This is a genomic window from Methylobacterium litchii, from assembly GCF_038442315.1.
GTDB classification, from domain to species: Bacteria; Pseudomonadota; Alphaproteobacteria; order Rhizobiales; family Beijerinckiaceae; genus Methylobacterium; species Methylobacterium litchii.
On record NZ_JBBXMY010000001.1, the window covers coordinates 406,954 to 425,387 of the forward strand.

Annotated in this window: 19 protein-coding genes; 12 read left to right on the forward strand and 7 right to left on the reverse strand. The window is 70.0% G+C overall.

What is annotated here, in order from left to right; genetic code table 11:
• Window positions 1–26: 26 nt before the first annotated feature.
• The 6 genes from pth (at window position 27) to prfB (ending at window position 4,689) form a co-directional block, all read left to right on the forward strand.
• Window positions 27–635: an aminoacyl-tRNA hydrolase gene (gene pth, locus AAHF99_RS02065; protein ID WP_342162445.1), complete on the forward strand. Its 609-nt coding sequence runs from the start codon at window positions 27–29 to the stop codon at window positions 633–635.
• Window positions 636–681: 46 nt separating this feature from the next.
• Window positions 682–918: a hypothetical protein gene (locus AAHF99_RS02070; RefSeq protein WP_243959318.1), complete on the forward strand. Its 237-nt coding sequence runs from the start codon at window positions 682–684 to the stop codon at window positions 916–918.
• Window positions 908–1,357, forward strand: a complete 450-nt coding sequence (locus AAHF99_RS02075) for a PIN domain-containing protein (RefSeq protein ID WP_342162446.1) — start codon at window positions 908–910, stop codon at window positions 1,355–1,357. Before AAHF99_RS02070 ends, AAHF99_RS02075 begins: the two co-directional genes overlap by 11 nt.
• Before the next feature lie 8 nt (window positions 1,358–1,365).
• Window positions 1,366–2,463, forward strand: a complete 1,098-nt coding sequence (gene ychF, locus AAHF99_RS02080; RefSeq protein ID WP_342162447.1) for a redox-regulated ATPase YchF — start codon at window positions 1,366–1,368, stop codon at window positions 2,461–2,463.
• Window positions 2,464–2,480: 17 nt separating this feature from the next.
• Entirely contained in the window at window positions 2,481–3,479 is a 999-nt protein-coding gene (locus tag AAHF99_RS02085) for a MaoC family dehydratase (protein ID WP_342162448.1), read from the forward strand.
• 81 nt (window positions 3,480–3,560) lie between these two features.
• Window positions 3,561–4,689 (forward strand): peptide chain release factor 2 gene (gene prfB / locus AAHF99_RS02090; RefSeq protein ID WP_342162449.1). Its coding sequence is split into 2 segments (ribosomal slippage): window positions 3,561–3,629 and window positions 3,631–4,689, totalling 1,128 coding nucleotides; the frame shifts between segments, so codons are not numbered across the junction.
• Between the two features lie 34 nt (window positions 4,690–4,723).
• On the opposite strand, the gene AAHF99_RS02095 is transcribed toward prfB, so the two are convergent.
• Both AAHF99_RS02095 and AAHF99_RS02100 read right to left on the reverse strand, forming a co-directional pair.
• Window positions 4,724–6,166 (reverse strand): lipopolysaccharide biosynthesis protein, encoded by a 1,443-nt coding sequence (locus AAHF99_RS02095; protein WP_243959308.1) that lies wholly within the window; start codon window positions 6,164–6,166, stop codon window positions 4,724–4,726.
• An 89-nt stretch (window positions 6,167–6,255) separates the two neighbouring features.
• On the reverse strand, window positions 6,256–6,720 hold the full coding sequence (locus AAHF99_RS02100; protein WP_342162863.1) for a GNAT family N-acetyltransferase: 465 nt from the start codon (window positions 6,718–6,720) through the stop codon (window positions 6,256–6,258).
• A 689-nt stretch (window positions 6,721–7,409) separates the two neighbouring features.
• On the opposite strand from AAHF99_RS02100, the gene AAHF99_RS02105 reads away from it, so the two are divergent.
• From AAHF99_RS02105 to moaB, 3 genes are all read left to right on the forward strand, one after another.
• Entirely contained in the window at window positions 7,410–8,576 is a 1,167-nt protein-coding gene (locus tag AAHF99_RS02105) for a type III PLP-dependent enzyme (RefSeq protein WP_342162450.1), read from the forward strand.
• Between the two features lie 88 nt (window positions 8,577–8,664).
• Window positions 8,665–9,213, forward strand: coding sequence for a GNAT family N-acetyltransferase (locus AAHF99_RS02110; RefSeq protein ID WP_342162864.1), 549 nt, complete (start codon window positions 8,665–8,667; stop codon window positions 9,211–9,213).
• A 55-nt stretch (window positions 9,214–9,268) separates the two neighbouring features.
• Complete coding sequence (gene moaB / locus AAHF99_RS02115; RefSeq protein ID WP_342162451.1) at window positions 9,269–9,817, forward strand: molybdenum cofactor biosynthesis protein B; 549 nt, start codon at window positions 9,269–9,271, stop codon at window positions 9,815–9,817.
• Here moaB and AAHF99_RS02120 read toward each other — a convergent pair.
• On the reverse strand, window positions 9,814–11,265 hold the full coding sequence (locus AAHF99_RS02120; RefSeq protein ID WP_342162452.1) for an amino acid permease: 1,452 nt from the start codon (window positions 11,263–11,265) through the stop codon (window positions 9,814–9,816). The two genes, moaB and AAHF99_RS02120, sit on opposite strands and share 4 nt — an antisense overlap.
• A gap of 134 nt (window positions 11,266–11,399) precedes the next feature.
• Window positions 11,400–11,915, reverse strand: a complete 516-nt coding sequence (locus AAHF99_RS02125) for a hypothetical protein (protein WP_342162453.1) — start codon at window positions 11,913–11,915, stop codon at window positions 11,400–11,402.
• 132 nt (window positions 11,916–12,047) lie between these two features.
• Here AAHF99_RS02125 and AAHF99_RS02130 point away from each other — a divergent pair, with 132 nt between their 5' ends.
• Complete coding sequence (locus AAHF99_RS02130; protein WP_342162454.1) at window positions 12,048–13,145, forward strand: PA0069 family radical SAM protein; 1,098 nt, start codon at window positions 12,048–12,050, stop codon at window positions 13,143–13,145.
• Here AAHF99_RS02130 and AAHF99_RS02135 read toward each other — a convergent pair.
• Genes AAHF99_RS02135 through AAHF99_RS02145 form a run of 3 tightly spaced genes read right to left on the reverse strand, consistent with a single transcriptional unit; the run spans window position 13,132 to window position 15,630 of the window.
• On the reverse strand, window positions 13,132–13,728 hold the full coding sequence (locus AAHF99_RS02135; protein ID WP_342162455.1) for a ribonuclease HII: 597 nt from the start codon (window positions 13,726–13,728) through the stop codon (window positions 13,132–13,134). The genes AAHF99_RS02130 and AAHF99_RS02135 overlap by 14 nt on opposite strands.
• 31 nt (window positions 13,729–13,759) lie before the next feature.
• Entirely contained in the window at window positions 13,760–14,800 is a 1,041-nt protein-coding gene (locus AAHF99_RS02140; RefSeq protein WP_342162456.1) for a glycosyltransferase family 4 protein, read from the reverse strand.
• A complete protein-coding gene (locus tag AAHF99_RS02145) occupies window positions 14,797–15,630 on the reverse strand; it encodes a UDP-2,3-diacylglucosamine diphosphatase (RefSeq protein ID WP_243959291.1) in 834 nt (277 codons plus the stop codon). The genes AAHF99_RS02140 and AAHF99_RS02145 overlap by 4 nt, the downstream gene beginning before the upstream one ends.
• Window positions 15,631–16,140: 510 nt before the next feature.
• Here AAHF99_RS02145 and AAHF99_RS02150 point away from each other — a divergent pair.
• Both AAHF99_RS02150 and AAHF99_RS02155 read left to right on the forward strand, forming a co-directional pair.
• The gene (locus AAHF99_RS02150) at window positions 16,141–17,352 is read left to right on the forward strand and encodes an aminotransferase class V-fold PLP-dependent enzyme (protein ID WP_342162457.1); all 1,212 of its coding nucleotides are present in this window, start codon (window positions 16,141–16,143) and stop codon (window positions 17,350–17,352) included.
• A gap of 105 nt (window positions 17,353–17,457) precedes the next feature.
• On the forward strand, window positions 17,458–18,402 hold the full coding sequence (locus AAHF99_RS02155; protein WP_342162458.1) for a D-2-hydroxyacid dehydrogenase: 945 nt from the start codon (window positions 17,458–17,460) through the stop codon (window positions 18,400–18,402).
• Window positions 18,403–18,434: the final 32 nt, after the last annotated feature.

The following is an 18,434-nucleotide window of genomic DNA, read 5'->3' on the forward strand; positions in this document are numbered from 1 at the left end:
CGGTCTGTGGGCCGCTCCGGCACAGGATGCGCCTGATCGTCGGCCTCGGGAATCCGGGCCCCCGCTACGCCGCCAACCGGCATAATATCGGCTTCCTCGCCATCGACGAGATCGCCCGCGTCCACCGGGCGGCGCCGTTCCGGCGGCGCTTTCAGGGCGAGGCGTCGGAGGTGACGCTCGGCTCGGAGCGCGCGATCCTCCTGAAGCCCCAGACCTTCATGAACGAATCGGGCCGCTCGGTTGCGGAGGCGCAGCGCTTCTACAAGATCGCGCTGTCCGACGTGATCGTGCTCCACGACGAGCTCGACCTGCCCCCGGCCAAGCTCCGGGTGAAGCAGGGCGGCGGCAATGCGGGGCATAACGGCCTGCGCTCCATAACGGCCCAATGCGGGAACGAGTACCGCCGGGTCCGCCTCGGTATCGGGCACCCCGGCGACAAGGCGCTGGTCCATGCCTACGTGCTCAACGATTTCGGCAAGGCCGAGATGCCCTGGGTCGAGGACCTGTGCCGGGCGGTGGCCGACCACGCCGCCGTGCTCGCCGCGGGCGAGGATGCGAGCTTCCAGAACAAGGTCCACCTCGCCATGGCCGGGCGCGGCTGGGACGAGGTGAAGCCGCTGGGTTCCAAAAATTGACACGAAAACACGGGGACACGATATCGAGGGCGACGGAGCGGGGCCGATGCAGACCATCACCGTGAGCCTGGACGACGTGGTGCTCCAGCGGGCGCAGGAAGATGCTGCCCGCGAGGGGACGAGTCTGTCCGAATTCATCGCCAAGACGGTCGAGCAGCGTGTCGGGCGGCCGGCGATGTCACAGTCCGAGGCGATGAAACGATTCCTCGCCGGTCCGCCGCTGCGCGTCCTGGACGAGAACGGGAAGGCACCGACCCGCGATCAGATGTACGATGACGACTGACCCGGTCTTCGTCGATACGAACGTCTTCCTGTACGCCCGTGACGATCGTGAACCTTCCAAGCAAGCCGCCGCGGCGCGCTGGCTGTCCGTGCTGGCGGACCGGGGTGTCCTCGTGGTGAGCCCTCAGGTGCTCGGCGAGTTTCTCCACGTGACGCTCAGGGGAAAGCTGCCGATCACGGCCGACGCGGCCCGGCAGGCGACCCTGGAACTCGAAGCCTATTCCCAAGGCACCGTCGACCTTGAATTGATCCGGATCGCGTGGTCACTCCGGCGGGAGACCGCGTTCCAATGGTGGGATTGTGCCATCCTCGGCGCAGCCGTTCGCGCCGGCTGCCGGTATCTGCTGACCGAGGACTTTCAACACGTTCGCACGCTTCACGGCGTCACGATCCTCAACCCTTTCACTGTCGGCCCTGAAGCCGTCGGCGCAGAACACTAGGACACGTCATGGGCTTCAAATGCGGCATCGTCGGCCTGCCGAACGTCGGCAAGTCGACCCTCTTCAACGCGCTGACGCAGACGGCGGCGGCGCAGGCGGCGAACTATCCGTTCTGCACCATCGAGCCAAATGTCGGCGAGGTGGCGGTGCCGGATCCGCGTTTGGATGACCTCGCCCGGATCGCCTCCTCGAAGGAGATCGTCCCGACCCGCCTCACCTTCGTGGACATCGCCGGGCTGGTGCGCGGCGCCTCGAAGGGCGAGGGCCTCGGCAACCAGTTCCTCGCCAACATCCGCGAGGTCGATGCCATCGCCCACGTGGTGCGCTGCTTCGAGGACGGGGACGTCACCCACGTCGAGGGCAAGGTCGATCCGGCCGCCGACATCGAGACCATCGAGACCGAGCTGATGCTCGCCGACCTCGACAGTCTGGAGCGCCGCGCCGTCGCCCTGGAGAAGAAGGCCAAGGGCGCCGACAAGGAGGCCAAGGAGTTCCTCGATCTCGTGAACCGCGCCCTGCCGCTGCTGCGCGACGGCAAGCCCGCCCGCCTCGTGGAGCGCAAGCCCGAGGAAGAGAAGCTGTTCCAGCAACTCGGCCTGATGACCGCCAAGCCCGTCCTCTACGTCTGCAACGTGGACGAGGGCGATGCCGACCAGGGCAACGCCCATTCGGCGACCGTCTTCGCGCGCGCCAAGGCCGAGGGTGCCGTGGCCGTCGTGGTCTCGGCCAAGATCGAAAGCGAGATCGCGGTGATGCCGCAGGCCGATCAGGCCGACTTCCTCGAGGCCGTGGGGCTCACCGAGCCCGGCCTGAACCGGGTGATCCGCGCCGGCTACGATCTCCTCGGCCTCGTGACCTACTTCACGGTCGGCCCGAAGGAGGCCCGCGCCTGGACGATCACCAAGGGTACCCGCGCGCCGGGTGCGGCGGGCGTGATCCACTCGGATTTCGAGAAGGGCTTCATCCGCGCCGAGACCATCGCCTTCAAGGACTACACCAGCCTCAACGGCGAGGCCGGCGCGCGCGATGCTGGCAAGCTCAGGCTTGAAGGCAAGGAATACGTCGTGCAGGACGGAGACGTGCTGCATTTCCGCTTCGCCAACTGATCAACGTCCGGGGTCGAATGCCCGAACTGGCCTTCGAGGATTATTCCGTCGGCGATGTGCTGACCGGCGAACCGATGACGGTGAGCCGCGAGGACATCGTCGCCTTCGCCAGGGCCTTCGACTTCCAGCCCTTCCACCTGGATGAGGCGGCGGCGGAACAGACCTTCGCCGGCCGGCTCATCGCCTCGGGCTGGCACACGGCGGCGCTGGGGATGCGGCTCCTGCAGCAGGGGCCGTTCCAGGGCGGCTCGTCCCTCGGGGCGCCGGGCATCGACGAACTGCGCTGGCTCGCCCCGGTCCTGCCGGGCGACACGCTGCGGGTGAGCCTGACGATCACCGGCCTGCGCGACAGCGCCACCAAGCCGGGCCTCGGCTTCGTCAACGCCCTGCTCGCCCTCGCGAACGGCCGGGACGAGACGGTGATGACGCAGCGCTTCACCTTCATGCTCGCCCGGCGCGGCACGCAGCCCCTGCCGCCGCGCCCGGTCACGGTCGGCACGCCGTCTCCGGTTGCGGAGCCGGACGACGCCGAGCCCGTCCCCTACCTGCGCGACCTCGCCATCGGCGCGACGCGGGACCTCGGGGCCGCCAGCTTCGACGCGGACGCGATCATCGCCTTCGCGCGGGCCTACGATCCGCAGGTCTTCCACCTCGACGACGCGGCGGCACGGCAGACGCATTTCGGCGGACTCTGCGCCTCGGGCTGGCACACGGCGGCGGCCTACATGAACCGCCTGCTCACCACCCGCGCCCGCGATGTCGCCTTCACGGCCGAGCGCGGGCCCGTGCCGGAATCGGGGCCGTCTCCCGGCTTCCGCAACATGCGCTGGATCCGGCCGGTCTACGCGGGCGACACGATCCGCTTCGCCACGAAGGTCACGGACAAGCGCGCCTCGGCCTCGCGCCCCGGCTGGGGGCTGATCTTCGCCCGCAACACCGGGATGAACCAGCGCGACGAGCCGGTCTTCGCCTTCGACAGCACGGTGTTCCACCAATGGGCGCCGCCGGGGGAGTGACCCAGCGCCGTCCTCGCCCATTTACACCGTCGGACGCCACCGGTATCACCCCGGCCCTGACACCTCACTTCGAAACACCAGATGCGCGCCGAGATCGAGCAAGCCTCGGATGCCGCCAAGCAGTCTATAGGACTGCTGAGGAGGCATCTTTGACTGGGATACAGTCGACAAACGCCTCGCGGAGCTGAACGCCCGTTCCGAGGATCCCGACCTGTGGAACGACGCCGAGGCCGCCCAGGCGGTGATGCGCGAGCGCCAGCAGCTCGATGAATCCGTCCAGGCCATCCGCAAGCTCGAACGCGACCTCGAGGACGCGGCGACGCTGATCGAACTCGGCGAGATGGAGGGCGATTCCGCCTCCATCACCGAGGGCGAGCAGCAGATCCTCGCCGTCGAGAAGGAGGCCGCGAGCCGGCAGGTCGAGACCCTGCTCTCCGGCGAGGCGGACGGGTTCGACACCTATGTCGAAGTCCATGCCGGCGCGGGCGGCACCGAGAGCCAGGATTGGGCCAACATGCTCCAGCGCATGTACGCCCGCTGGGCCGAGCGGCGGAAGTTCAAGGTCGACGTGGTCGAGATGACCGACGGCGAAGAGGCCGGGATCAAGGGCGCCACGCTCCTGATCAAGGGCCACAACGCCTATGGCTGGCTCAAGACCGAATCCGGCGTGCACCGTCTGGTGCGGATCTCGCCCTACGATTCCAACGCCCGGCGGCACACCAGCTTCGCCAGCGTCTGGGTCTATCCGGTGATCGACGACCGGATCGAGATCGAGATCAAGGAATCCGACTGCCGGATCGACACCTACCGCTCCTCCGGCGCTGGCGGCCAGCACGTGAACACGACGGACTCGGCGGTGCGCATCACCCACAACCCGACCGGGATCGTGGTGGCGTGCCAGCAGGAGCGCTCGCAGCACAAGAACCGGGCCACCGCCTGGAACATGCTGCGCGCCCGCCTCTACGAGGCCGAGCTGAAGAAGCGCGAGGAGAAGGCCAATGCGGAGGCCGCCTCCAAGACCGATATCGGCTGGGGCCACCAGATCCGCTCCTACGTGCTGCAGCCCTATCAGCTGGTGAAGGACCTGCGCACGGGCACTCAGTCCACCGATCCGGACGAGGTGCTGGACGGCCATATCGACCCCTTCATGGAATCGTCGCTGGCCCAGCGCGTCTATGGCGGCGCCGAGGGGGTCGAGGACATCGAGTAACGGGTTCGGAAGGGGCGCTGCGGGCGCCCCTTTCTCATTCCGCCGCCACCGCCCGCGAGGGGCGCAGGCGCGCGAGGACCTGCCCGCGCAGGCCGGCGATGTCGAAGGCCCACACGAGTGCGCCGTAGAGCGCCATGCCCGCCGGCACGAGCACGGCAAGGGCCATGGCCGGCGGCAGGTGGCGGAAGGGGGCCAGCGCGAGGCCCATGGCGAGGCAGGCGAGCGCCGCCCCGCCGATCTGCCCCCAGGGAAAGGTCAGCCGATCCGGGCCGGTGAGCACCCGCCAGCCGAGCCACAGGCCGGCGCCCGTGAGGCCGAGCGATTGCGCCAAGGCGACGCCGAGCCCCCCGAAGGCCCCGGGCAGGACAAGGAGCCCGATCCCGTTCAGGACGAGGCCCATGACGGCGGCGACGATCACCGGCAGCGTCCGGCGGCGGATCTGGACGCCGGGGCTCACCGCGTAGAGCATCATCGAAAAGGCGAACAGGCCGGGGAGGAGCGCGAGGCTGTAGGTCTCGAACGGCCCCCGGTAGGCCTCCGGCACGACGAGGGCCTGCAACGCCGGCAGCACCGCCCAGAATCCCACGGCGCAGGGGGCCAGGATCGCGAAGACCATCGCGGCGTTGCGCGCCACCTGCGCCTCCGCCGCCGCCCGGCCGTGATGCTCCTCCGCGTGGACGGCGATCTGGAAGAGGAGCAGATCGAGGGCCATGCCGAGGGTCGTCAGCACCCGCGAGGTCACGTCGGCGGCGAGGGCGAAATAGCCGGCCTCCTCGAAGCCCGCATGGCTCGCCACGGCGCCCCGGTTCACGAAGGATAGGAGCTGGTAGGCGGCGTTCGCCGCGATCAGCGGCAGGCCGTAGCGGGCGAACACGCCCCAGGTCGTCGAGAGCCGCGCCCGCTCGAAGGTCGCCGCCGGATCGCGCAGCCAGCCCCGCAGCAGCACCACGGCCAGGAACTGGCTGATCCCCGCCGCCGCGAGCACCCAGGCCGGCTGCGGCAGGAACCACGCGGCGCCGGCCATCGTCACGAAGGCCAGACCGTTCTTCACGGCGACGAGGCCGAGATAGAGCTTGCCGTCGAACCGGGCGCGGGCGAGCGCGGCGTGATAATCGAACACGCCGATGCCGAGGGCCGCGAGGCCGGTGCCGCAGAGAACCGCCTCGCGGGCCTCCGCGCCCTCGCCGTAGCCGAGGGCGCCGCAGAGGGCGGCGGCGGCGGCGAGCAGGATCCCGAGGCGGAGATAGGCCCGGTCGAGCCCGTGGCGGATCCACGGCTCGTCCACCCGCACGCGGCCGGAATAGAAGCGCGTGGCCGAGAGGCGCAGCCACTCGAACAGCACGGTGTTGAGGACGATGGCCCCCGTCGTCGCCAGGGCGAAGCGGCCGAAATCGGCCGGGCCGAGGAGCCGCGCGATCAGCAGGCCGAGGACGAAGTTCAGCCCCGCATTGATGATGAAGGCGGCGATGACGGCCAAGGCGTTCGGGTCCGTGCGGAGCGGCGGCGCCCAGGATCTAGCGCCGCCGCCCGTAAGAATCCTCTAATCGGGCGTCTTCGGGGCGGGCCTCAGAGGGAGCGCTCGTAGCGCCACGCCTCCATCCCGTCCTCGTAATAATCCGGCCGCACCGCGAATCGCGTGTAGCCCCGCCGCTCGTAGAGGCGGATGCCGGCGCCGTTGTCGGCGCGGACCTCCAGGCGCAGGCGGTCGCAGCCATGGGCGCGGGCGGTCTCCTCCGCCGCGTCGAGGAGGTGGCCGCCGAGGCCGAGCCCGCCCCGGTTCGGCGCCACGGCGATGGAGGCGAGGCGGGCGATGCGGCTCGCCCGGCGGCGCTCCAGCACCGCTGCGCCGACGAGCACGTCCCCGTCCAGGAGCGCCACCAGGACGTCCATGGTGGGCGAGCGGATCGCGTGGCGGATCGCCCGCCGCTCCGCCCGGTCGGTGGCGAAGGCGGCGTGTTCCAGGGCGACCAGCGCGTCGAGGTCGCCGAGGGTGGCCGGGCGCAGATCGGGTTCCGGCCGGGCCGGCGGCATCTCGCGGAGGGGAGCGTTCACGCGGCGGCCCGCGCTGCGGTCGATTGCGTCACTCTCGGCCCTGCCATCGCCCGTCCGTCGGATCCCTGTGCCGGTGGGAGATGCCCCGGATGCGGCGCCGCTGCAACACCAACGGCCCGGCGGGTTGCATTTTGGGGATGGGGCACAATTCGGTCTTGCCGTCGGGGTCGTCAGCCCTTATGTCCGCCCTGCCCAATTTCGCACGTGCCTGTGGCCGCGTGTCGGTTGGTGGGTATCCGGTCAACTGCCGGACAGCCGCCAGGGGTCTTAGGATCGATGGTCGTGGGGGTGGATCCCCCGCTTCCGGCAATCCAGGTGGCAACACCGGACCCCGACAACAACCGGCAGCCGGAGGCGAAACCGGCGAACCCCGCTCTCCACGGGGGACGCAGCTTAAAGCAACGACGAACGGGCTTTTTTGGTCTCGCCGACCCTCCAAAGGTCGGCACCGAAGAGGCTTGTTTCTCTTTGCCCGGCGTGCGGTGGGGATTCTCCCTTCCAATCCACGGCAGCTTCCGGGTGCTCTGCGCCCGCTCGGATCGACGTGTCTCCAAAGCACGCCGCACCGCGCGACGCATCGCCCCCTGACGCCGGCGGCCGCGAGGTCGCCTGATTTCGACATGGCGCTCCGGCAGAGGGCGCTCTCGAGACGTGGATGGGAGCCTACCATGACCGACCGGATCCGCGACTTCCTGCGCGCGCGCCGCGACCTCGGCCGCGACGAGGGCCCCGTGATGGTGCTCGACCTCGAGGTCGTGCGCGAGAACTACACCGCCTTCGCCCGCTCCCTCCCGGACACGCGGGTGTTCTACGCCGTGAAGGCGAACCCGGCGCCGGAGGTGCTGCGCCTGCTCGCCGAGATGGGCTCCTGCTTCGACACCGCCTCGGTCGCCGAGATCGAGATGGTGCTCGCCGCCGGCGCCACGCCGGACCGGATCTCCTTCGGCAACACCATCAAGAAGGAGCGCTGCATCGGCCGCGCCCTGGCGCACGGCATCCGTCTGTTCGCGGTGGATTGCGAGGCCGAGGTCGAGAAGATCGCCCGCGCCGCCGCTGCCGCCGGCCTCGAGGCGGGCGCGGTGCAGGTGTTCTGCCGCATCCTGTGCGACGGCGCGGGCGCCGACTGGCCGCTCTCCCGCAAGTTCGGCTGCGTGCCGGAGATGGCGACCGACGTGCTGGAGCACGCCCACCGCCAGGGCCTCGCCGCCTACGGCGTGTCGTTCCACGTCGGCTCGCAGCAGGGCAACACCGAGGCGTGGGACGGGGCCCTGGCCTCGGCCGCCGCGATCTTCCGCGAGTGCGCCGAGCGGGGCATCTTCCTGTCGATGGTCAACCTCGGCGGCGGCTTCCCGACCCAGTATCTGAAGGCCGTCCCGGGCGTGGAGAGCTACGGCGACGCGATCTTCCGCGCGCTCACCAAGCATTTCGGCAACCGCATCCCGGAGACGATCATCGAGCCGGGTCGCGGCATGGTCGGCAATGCCGGGATGATCGAGGCCGAGGTCGTGCTCGTCTCGAAGAAGTCCGCGGACGAGGACGAGGTCCGATGGGTCTACCTCGACATCGGAAAGTTCGGTGGGCTGGCCGAGACGATGGACGAGGCGATCCGCTACCCGATCCGCACCCGCCACGACGGCGAGCGGACCGAGCCCTGCGTGATCGCCGGCCCGACCTGCGATTCGGTGGACGTGCTCTACGAGCGGCAGCACTACCCGCTGCCGGTCTCCCTCTTGATCGGTGACAAGGTGTTGATCGAGGGAACGGGCGCCTACACCACGACTTATGCGGCCGTCGCCTTCAACGGCTTCCCGCCGTTGCAGCAGATCGTGATCTAGCAGGGCGCCATCGCCCTGCACGCGCGGAAGGGTTCGTCCGTCCGCACTCCTGTTCTGTCACCTGGGTCCACCCTGGGAGGGCATGCCTGTGATCGAGATCCGCACGGAATTCCCCCACGACGTCCCGGCGCGCGAGCGCCTGCTCGACGTCTGCTTTCCCGGCCACCGCCGTGCCAAGACCTCCGAGCGCCTGCGCGAGGGGCGTCTGCCCGCGCGCGGCCTTGCCTTCGCGGCGATGCGCCGGGGCCAGCTCGTCGGCACCCTGCGCCTGTGGCACGTCGAGGCCGGGCCGGACCGGGCCGCGCTGCTGCTCGGGCCGCTCGCCGTCGATCCGGCGGTGCAGGGCCAGGGGCTCGGCTCGGTGATGATGCAGGCGGCCATCGGCCGGGCCGAGGCGCTGGGCCATGGGGCGATCCTGCTCATGGGCGATGCGCCCTATTACGCCCGGTTCGGCTTCCGCGGCGATCTCGCCACCGGGCTGGCCATGCCCGGCCCGTTCGAGCGCGACCGCTTTCTCGGGCTGGAGCTGCGCGAGGGCGCCCTGGCGGGGGCGGAGGGCATCCTGCGGGCGACGGGCCTGCCCGAGCCGGTGGCGGTGCCGGGCGCCGGAGCGGCCGCGCGACGACGCGCGGCCTAACCCTTCGTTCGGGTCCGTCCCATATCTCCCGTCACGACCGGGAGAGCCCTGACCGATGGCCGATATTTCCGAAGCCCGCCGTTTCATCCCCCTGGGGATCGCGGTGCTGACCGTCTCCGACACGCGCAAGCCCGAGGACGACCGCTCGGGCGACACCCTGGTCGGGCGGTTGACCGAGGCGGGGCACCGCCTCGCCGGCCGCGCCATCGTCCCCGACGAGGTGGCGCGGATCCGGGCGCAGGTGGAGCAGTGGCTCGCCGACCCGGCCGTCGACGTGGTGCTGACCACGGGCGGCACCGGCTTCACCGGCCGCGACGTGACGCCGGAGGCCTTGGAGCCCCTGTTCGAGAAGCGCATGGACGGCTTCTCGGCGGTGTTCCACCGCATCTCCTACGACAAGATCGGCACCTCGACCCTGCAGTCGCGGGCGACCGCCGGGGTGGCGAAATCGACCTACGTCTTCGTGCTGCCGGGCTCCCCCGGCGCCTGCCGGGATGCCTGGGACGGCATACTCGGCCAGCAGCTCGATTACCGCCACCGCCCCTGCAACTTCGTCGAGATCATGCCCCGCCTGGACGAGCACCTGCGGCGGGGGGCGGGTTAGACCGTCGTCCCGTTGCGCTTGCGCAGCACGGAGTGGCGGCGGCCGTAGAAGAAGTAGATCACGAGGCCGATCGCCATCCAGATGAAGAGGCGCAGCCACGTGTCGAGGGGCAGGCCCGCCATCAGCAGAAGGCAAAACAGGATGCCGAGGATCGGCACCAGCGGCACGGCGGGGACGCGGAACGGGCGTTTCATCCGCTTCTCGGTGCGGCGCAGGTGGATCACCGCTCCGCAGACGAGGCAGAAGGCGGCCAGCGTCCCGATGCTGACCATCTCGCCGAGGATGTTGATCGGTACGAGCGCCGCCACCAGGGCGACGCAGGTGCCGATCAAGGCCTGGCTGCGGTAGGGCGTCTGGTAGGTTGGGTGGACGTGGGAGAACAGCTTCGGCAGCAGCCCGTCCGAGGCCATCGTGTAGAAGATCCGGCTCTGGCCGTAGAGCAGCACGAGGATCACCGTGGTGAGCCCGGTGAGCGCGCCGAGCTTGATGAGCGCCCCGAACCAGCCGATGCCGATCACGTCGACGCCCTTGGCGATCGGGTCCGGCACGTTCAGGTCCTTGTAGGGGACGAGGCCGGTGAGCACCGCCGCCACCAGCACGTAGAGGATCGTGCACACGGCCAGCGATCCGAGGATGCCGATGGGCATGTCCTTCTGCGGGCGCTTGGCCTCCTGCGCCGCCGTCGAGACCGCATCGAAGCCGATGAAGGCGAAGAACACCACGCCCGCGCCGCGCAGGATGCCGCTGTAGCCGTACTGGCCGAAGGTGCCGTCGTTCGGCGGGATCAGCGGGCTCCAGTTGGCCGAGTTGGTGTAGCGCCAGCCCAGCCCGATGAAGGCGAGGACGACCACGAGCTTCACCGCCACCATGATGTTGTTGAGCCGCGCGGATTCTTTGGTGCCGCGCATCAGGAGCAGGGTCAGCACCGCCACGATCAGCACGGCGGGCAGGTTGAACAGGGCGGTGCCGCCGCCCTCGATGGCGGTGCCCGGCGCGTGGGCGATCTGGGCCGGGATGACGATCCCGACATCCTTGAGGATGCTCGTGACGTAGCCCGACCAGCCGACCGCCACCGTCGCCGCGCCCATCGCGTATTCGAGGATCAGGTCCCAGCCGATCAACCACGCGAAGAACTCGCCCAGCGTCGCGTAGGTGTAGGTGTAGCTCGACCCCGCCACGGGGATCAGGGCGGCCATCTCGGAGTAGCACAGGCCGACGAAGGCGCAGGCGATGCCGCCGAGTACGAAGGACAGCATGATGCCCGGGCCCGCATATTGCGCGGCGGCGGTGCCGGTGAGCACGAAGATACCCGCGCCGATGATGGCGCCGATGCCCATGGCCATGATGGAGAACGGCCCGAGGGTGCGCGACAGGCTCTGCGCCTCCGCTTCCCCACCCGAGACGATGTCCTCGACGGACTTGCGCGCCATCAGGCCGGAGCTATCCATCGGCAATGTCCCACAGCGGCTCCGCCAAGGCGGCGGCTTATCGTTGCCGGCAACTGAGCAAGTTTCCGGCCGTTCCGCCAGGGATGCATCCCACAATTACATGGGATGAGCTTTCGCACCGTCGTAGTTGTTGCTCAGGACCGGTCGATTCGCCCGTTCAGGGTGCGGATGCGCAGCCGCCCACTGCGTCCGGAGCGGCCGAGAAGGTCCTCCTTCCGCACCACGTCCCCGGCCCGGACGCCGCGCGCGCCGACCACGCCCTCGATGCGGGCGAGGAGGCGGGTGCGCAGCGGCGCAAAGCGGTGAAGGCGGCCGATGCCGATGTCGGCCTTGGCCATGCCGACGAAACGGTCGAGGGTGCGGATCCAGCCCTCGGCCGGCACGTCGCCGGCCTCCAGGCACAGGATCCAGTCGCGCCGGGCGTGCGCCGCTCCGGCCGCGAAGGGCGCCCCGCCGTCATGGACGACGAGGACCGCGCCGGTCGCCTCCGCGACGGTCTCCACCCCCGGCGCCTCCCGCGGTACGACGATGATCGCATCGCCGACGAGGCCGCCCGCCACGCCCGACACGAGCGCGCTGAGGGTGTCGGCCAGCCGGTCGATCGCATCCGGATCGGCCGGATCGTCGAGGAGGGTCACGGCGGAGAGCATGCGGCGCGCATACCCGATTCTCCACGCGGGACAACGCCCCTCCCGGTCTCGACGGCTCAAGTCTTTCGTTTTGCCCGCATTTTCGGCAGACCAATCAGAATGTTCGTGTTACGTTCCCAAGAGGAGCGACCCATGCGCCACGACCCGTCTCCCGCCCTGCGCTTGCCGGGGAGCACCCCACCGCCGGAGGGCCGGCGGGGGCGCGGCGCCACGGCGAATCCCGCCAGTCGCTTCGAGCCCGCCCGGCGGGAGGCGTTCGACGATGGCTGGGAGCCGGAGGCCCCGGCACCCCTGCGGACGGAGGTCCGGCCCGAGCGCTCGTCGTCGATCATCGCCCGCAACACTTCGCCGGACATCCCCTTCGACCGCTCGATCAACCCGTATCGGGGCTGCGAGCACGGCTGCATCTACTGCTACGCCCGGCCGACCCACGCCTATCTCGGGCTCTCGCCGGGGCTCGATTTCGAATCGCGGCTGTTCACCAAGCCCGACGCGGCGCGGCTGCTGCGGCGGGAGCTGGCGGCGCCAGGCTACCGGCCGGAGACCATCGCGCTGGGCACCGCGACGGACCCCTACCAGCCCATCGAGCGGGAGCAGCGCCTGACGCGCGCCGTGCTGGAGGTGCTGGACGAGGCCCGCCATCCGGTGGGCGTCACGACGAAATCGGACCTGATCCTGCGCGACCTCGAGCTGCTGGCGCGGATGGCGTCGCGGAATCTCTCCCTCGTCGCGATTTCGCTGCCGACCCTCGACCCCACCCTGTCCCGGCGCCTCGACCCCCGCGCGCCGCGCCCGGAGAAGCGGCTCGCGGCCATGCGGGCCCTGTCGGAAGCGGGGGTGCCGGTGATGGTCAACGTCTCGCCGATCATCCCCGGCCTCACCGACCATGAGATCGAATCGGTGCTGGAGGCCGCCCGCGCCCATGGGGCCAGCCGGATCGGCCACGCGCTGCTGCGGCTACCGGGGGAGGTGAAGGACCTCGTGGCCGATTGGTTCGCCGCGCATTACCCCGAGCGGAAGGAGCGGGCCTTCGCCCTGCTTCGCCAGTCGCGCGGCGGCCAGGAGAACGATTCGCGCTTCGGCCACCGCTTCCGGGGGGAGGGGCCCTACGCCGAGATGGTGAGCCAGCGGGTGCGGCTCGCGGGACGGCGGCTCGGGTTCGCGTTCGGGCGCATGGCCCTGAACTGCGAGGATTTCCGGGCGCCGGGGGCGCAGCTCAGTCTGTTCTGAACCCGCGGGTAAAGCTCATCCGATGGTGCGGGCTGCGGCCGAGGGTGGCGAGGCAGGCGCGGTGGAGGGCGGTGCCGTAGCCGACGTTGCGCTCCCAGCCATAGCCGGGATGCGTCCGGGCGAGGCGCCGCATGAAGGCATCACGCATCACCTTCGCGACGATGGAGGCGGCGGCGATCTGCGGCACCAGCCGCTCGCCCCCCACCAGGGCCTTCCCCGCGAAGCCCGGCAGCGCATCCCGCCCATCGACATAGACCGGGGCATCGATCCCGAGCTTCGTCACCGCCCGCGCCATGGCGTCGAGGGTGGCGGCGCGGATGTTGATCCGGTCGATGAGCGCGGGCGAGCCCGCCGCCAGGGCGACGCGCCCGTGCCGGCGGATCAGCGGCGCGAGACGGTTCCGCACCGGCTCCGGGAGCTTCTTGCTGTCGTCCAGGGAGGAGAGAAGATCCGGCGGGATGGCGGTCGGCGCGAACCAGACGGCGGCGACCACCACCGGGCCGCTCAGCGCCCCCCGCCCGACCTCGTCGCAGCCGATGACGATGGGGTAGTGGGCGGCGAGAGCGGGGTCGAAGGGCGGCATGGCGCCCTCCTGGCATCTGCGGGCGTCCGCGTCACGCCGCCTGCGGCTCGGCGAGGCGCCGGGCGAGGAGGATGTTCCCGTAGAATTGCCGGGCGCTCTCGTCCCAGCCCCGGCGCAGGACCTCGTCGCGGCAGGCGGCGCGGGAGAGCGTGAGCGCCCGCAGGCAGGCCGCGCGCAGGTCGTTGTCCAGCACGCCGACGGCGCTCGTGCCGATCACGTCGAGGGGGCCAGGAACGGGGAAGGCCGCCACCGGCAGGCCACAGGCCAGGGCTTCGAGGAGCACGATGCCGAACGTGTCGGTGAGGCTCGGGAAGACGAAGGCGTCGCAGGCGGCGTAGACGGCTGCGAGGTCGGCTCCCGTCCGGGTGCCGAGGAAGCGCGCCTCCGGGGCGAGCCCCTGCAACCTTGCCCGGTCCGGCCCGTCGCCCACCACCACCTTGGTGCCCGGCAGGTCGAGGGCGAGGAAGGCGGCGACGTTCTTCTCGATGGCGAGGCGCCCGACGAACAGAAAGAACGGCCGGGGCAGGCCGGCGAGGGCGGCGGGCTCCGGGGTCCCCGGCGCGGCGGGGCGAAACAGGTCGGTGTCCACCCCCCGCGTCCAGCGCATGATCCGCCCGAAGCCCCGTGATTCCAGCTCGGTCTGCAGGCTTCCCGTGCTCACCATCGTGCCGTTCGCGGCCCCGTGGAAGCGGCGCAGATAGGCGTAGGACCACGCCTCCGGCACGGGGGCGCGGGCGGCGAGGTATTCGGGGAAACGGGTGTGGTAGCTCGTGGTGAAGGGCAACCGCTGCGCGAGGCAGCGGCGGCGCACCGCGAAGCCCACCGGCCCCTCGGTGGCGATGTGGACATGGGTCGGCGCCGCCTCGTCCCAGCGGGCGGCGAGGCGACCCGGCACCGGGCAGGCGAGGCGGATCTCGGAATAGCCCGGCAGGGGCATCGAGGGGAATTCGGACGGGCTCAGCACCGAGGCCTGGAAGCCGTGGGCGGGGGCGCGCCGCACCATCTGCTCCAGGGAGCGCACCACGCCGTTCACCTGCGGGTGCCATGCGTCGCTGGCGATCAGCAGCCTCAAGCGACCGCTCTCCGTCCCGGCGGCAGCGCCTGCTGCGTCTCGGCCTGGGCCTGCGCTTCGGCCTCCTTGGCGCGCAGGAGCGAGGGATAGTGGATCACTTCGATCCGGCCGTCGTAATGTTCGACGATGCCGGTGCAGGATTCCACCCAATCCCCCGTGTTGAGGTAGCGCAGGTCGCCGATGGCGCGGTCGGCCGCGTGGTGGATGTGGCCGCAGATCACCCCCTGGGCGCCCCGGCGGCGGGCCTCCTCGGCCAGGATCTCCTCGAACTTGCCGATGAAGCTGACGGCGTTCTTCACCTTCAGCTTGGCCCAGGCCGAGAGCGACCAGTAGGACAGGCCGAGCCGGCGGCGGAAGCGGTTGATGAGCGTGTTCAACCACAGAGCGAGCGTGTAGGCGCCGTCGCCGAGATGGGCGAGCCAGCGCTGGTGGCGCATCACCATGTCGAACTGGTCGCCGTGGATGACGAGGTAGCGGCGGCCGTCGGGCGAATCGTGCAGCGCCGTGTCGGCGATCTCGATGCCACCAAAGGTTGTGCCGACATAGTCGCGCAGGAACTCGTCGTGGTTGCCCGGCAGGTAGACGACATGCGTCCCCTTGCGGACCTTGCGCAGGAGCTTCTGCACCACGTCGTTGTGCGCCTGGGGCCAGTACCACCCGGAGCGGAGCTGCCAGCCGTCGACGATGTCGCCGACGAGGTAGATGGTGTCCGCGTCGTAGTCCCTCAGGAAGCCGAGCAGCATCCCCGCCTGGCACCCCCTGGTGCCGAGGTGCAGATCGGACAGGAACAGGGTGCGGACGCGGATCGGCCTGTCGTCGTCCTCTGCCACTCTTCGGTCTCCCCGCGACAAGTGCTGGGATCCAGAGCGCGATTACGTCTCGTTTTGATGACGATGCCGGTTGGTCGGGCCGGAGCAACTGTCGAGAGAAGGTGCGTTCAACCTTCAGGGCGAGAGGTTGCACTGCACGCCAAATTTTTTTGGCGCCCCTCCGAAGATTTATCGGTTTTGCTTTGGGGCCTCACCATCCCATAATACATGCGATCCGACGGCCCCGGCCGGGCCGCCGGTGGGGCCAGCGCGGAAGGGAATGCGGCGCGAGATCCGGCGCCGCGAGGATAGGACGGCACATCGGAGGCGACCGGCGCGGGATTACGGCGCGCCGCGACGCGAGCGGCACGAGCCGCCTGCCGCTCCGCAGCGCCCAGGGTCCAGGGTGGGCGCCGGCCGCGAGAGCGGGCGGACCCGCCCGGCATTCCCCGAAGCCCGACACCCCGACGAGCGCGACACATCCCGCCTCGGGCCCGATCCCGTGCGCGAAACCAATTCGGAGGAGACATCATGGCCGCATCCCGGCGCCCCGGTCGCAACCACCTGTTCATCCCCGGTCCGACCACGATCCCCGACCGGGTGATCCGGGCGATGTCGGTGCAGTCCGAGGATCACCGCTCGCCGAGCTTCCCCGAGCTCGCCAAGCCGCTCTTCCAAGACGCCAAGATGGTCTACGGCACGACCGAGGGCACCATCCTGCTGTACCCGTCCTCGGGCACCGGCATCTGGGAATCGGCGCTGACCAACACCCTCTGCCGGGGTGACAAGGTGATCGCGGCCCGCTTCGGCCAGTTCAGCCACCTCTGGGTCGACATGGCCCAGCGCCTCGGCCTCGACGTCATCGTCCAGGACGAGGAATGGGGCACCGGCGCCGACCCCGAGAAGATCGGCGAGGCCCTGCGCGCCGACAAGGACCACGCCATCAAGGCGGTGATGATCGTCCACAACGAGACGGCCACGGGCGTCACGAGCGACGTCGGCGCGGTGCGCAAGGCGATGGACGCCGCCGGCCACCCGGCGCTGCTCTTCGTGGACGGCATCTCCTCCATCGGCTCGCTGCCGTTCAAGATGGACGAGTGGAAGGTCGATTGCGCGGTGGCGGGCTCGCAGAAGGGCTTCATGCTGCCGGCGGGCCTCGGCCTGCTCTGCGTCAGCCAGAAGGCGCTCAAGGTCGCCGAGGGCGGCCAGGGCGGCGCCAACGACCGTCTCGGCCACGTCTACTTCGCGTGGTCCGATCAGCTCAACGCCAACAAGGGCGGTTACTTCCCCTATACTCCGGCCCTGCCGCTCCTCTACGGCCTGCGCGAGGCGCTTGCCGTGATGAAGGAGGAGGGGATGGAGAACATCTATCACCGCCACCACGTGCTCGCCGAGGCGACCCGCCAGGCCGTGGCCGCCTGGGGCCTGAAGACCTGCGCCAAGGAGCCGAAGTGGAACTCCGACACCGTCACGGCCATCGTCGTGCCGGAGGGGACCGATGCGGCCAAGGTCATCAGCCACGCCTATGACCGCTACAACCTCTCCCTCGGCGCCGGCCTGTCCAAGGTCGCGGGCAAGGTGTTCCGCATCGGCCACCTGGGTGACCTCAACGAGCTGTCGCTGCTCGGCGCCATCGCGGGCGCGGAGATGGCGATGATCGATTGCGGCGTGAAGGTCACGCCCGGCTCCGGCGTGGCCGCCGCGTCGAGCTACCTGCGCGAGAATCCGCTGCACAAGGCGTGATCCGTGGCCGGCGGAGGGCTCGCCCCCTCCGCCGGACGCCAATAAGAATGACAATCCAGACAGAGCCGGCCGCCGCCCGGCCGCCGGAGAGGGAGCCGACGACCCATGGCGAAGAAAATCGTGTTCCTCGACCGGGAATCGCTCGATGCGACGCTGAAGCCGTTCAGCTTCGAGCATGAGTATGTCGAGCACGAATCGACCTGGACGCCGGAGGACACGGTCGCCCGCCTGCAGGGCGCCGAGATCGCCCTCATCAACAAGGTGCCGATGCGCGCCGAGGTGCTGAAGCAGCTCCCGGACCTCAAGCTCATCGCGGTGGCCGCCACCGGCACGGACGTGGTGGATAAGGCCCAGTCGAAGGCCCAAGGCATCACCGTCGTCAATATCCGCAACTACGCCTTCAACACCGTGCCCGAGCACGTGGTCGGCCTGATGTTCGCCCTGCGCCGGGCCATCGTGCCCTACGCCAATTCGGTGAAGCGGGGCGATTGGGCGAAGTCTCGCCAGTTCTGCTATTTCGATTACCCGATCTACGACATCGCCGGCTCGACGCTCGGCATCGTCGGCTACGGGGCGCTGGGCAAGTCCATCGCCAAGCGGGCCGAGGCCCTGGGCATGAAGGTCCTGGCCTACGACACCTTCCCGCAGGAGGGCCTGTCCGACTTCGAGACGGTGCTCACCCAGTCCGACGTCATCACCCTGCACGTCCCGCTCACGCCGGAGACGAAGGGCCTGATCGGCGCGGCCGAACTCAAGCGGATGAAGAGGAACGCCATCCTCATCAACACCGCCCGGGGCGGCCTCGTGGACGAGGCAGCGCTGCTGGAAGCCCTCAAGGACGGCACCATCGCGGGCGCCGGCTTCGACGTGGTGGCGCAGGAGCCGCCGCGCGACGGCAACATCCTGTGTGAGGCGGATCTGCCGAACTTGATCGTCACCCCGCACGTCGCCTGGGCGAGCAAGGAGGCGATGCAGATCCTGGCCGACCAGCTCGTCGACAACGTCGAGGCGTTCGTCGCCGGCAAGCCGCAGAACGTGGTCGAGGGGTAGGTTTCGCCTCACCCCCCCCGTCATCGCGAACG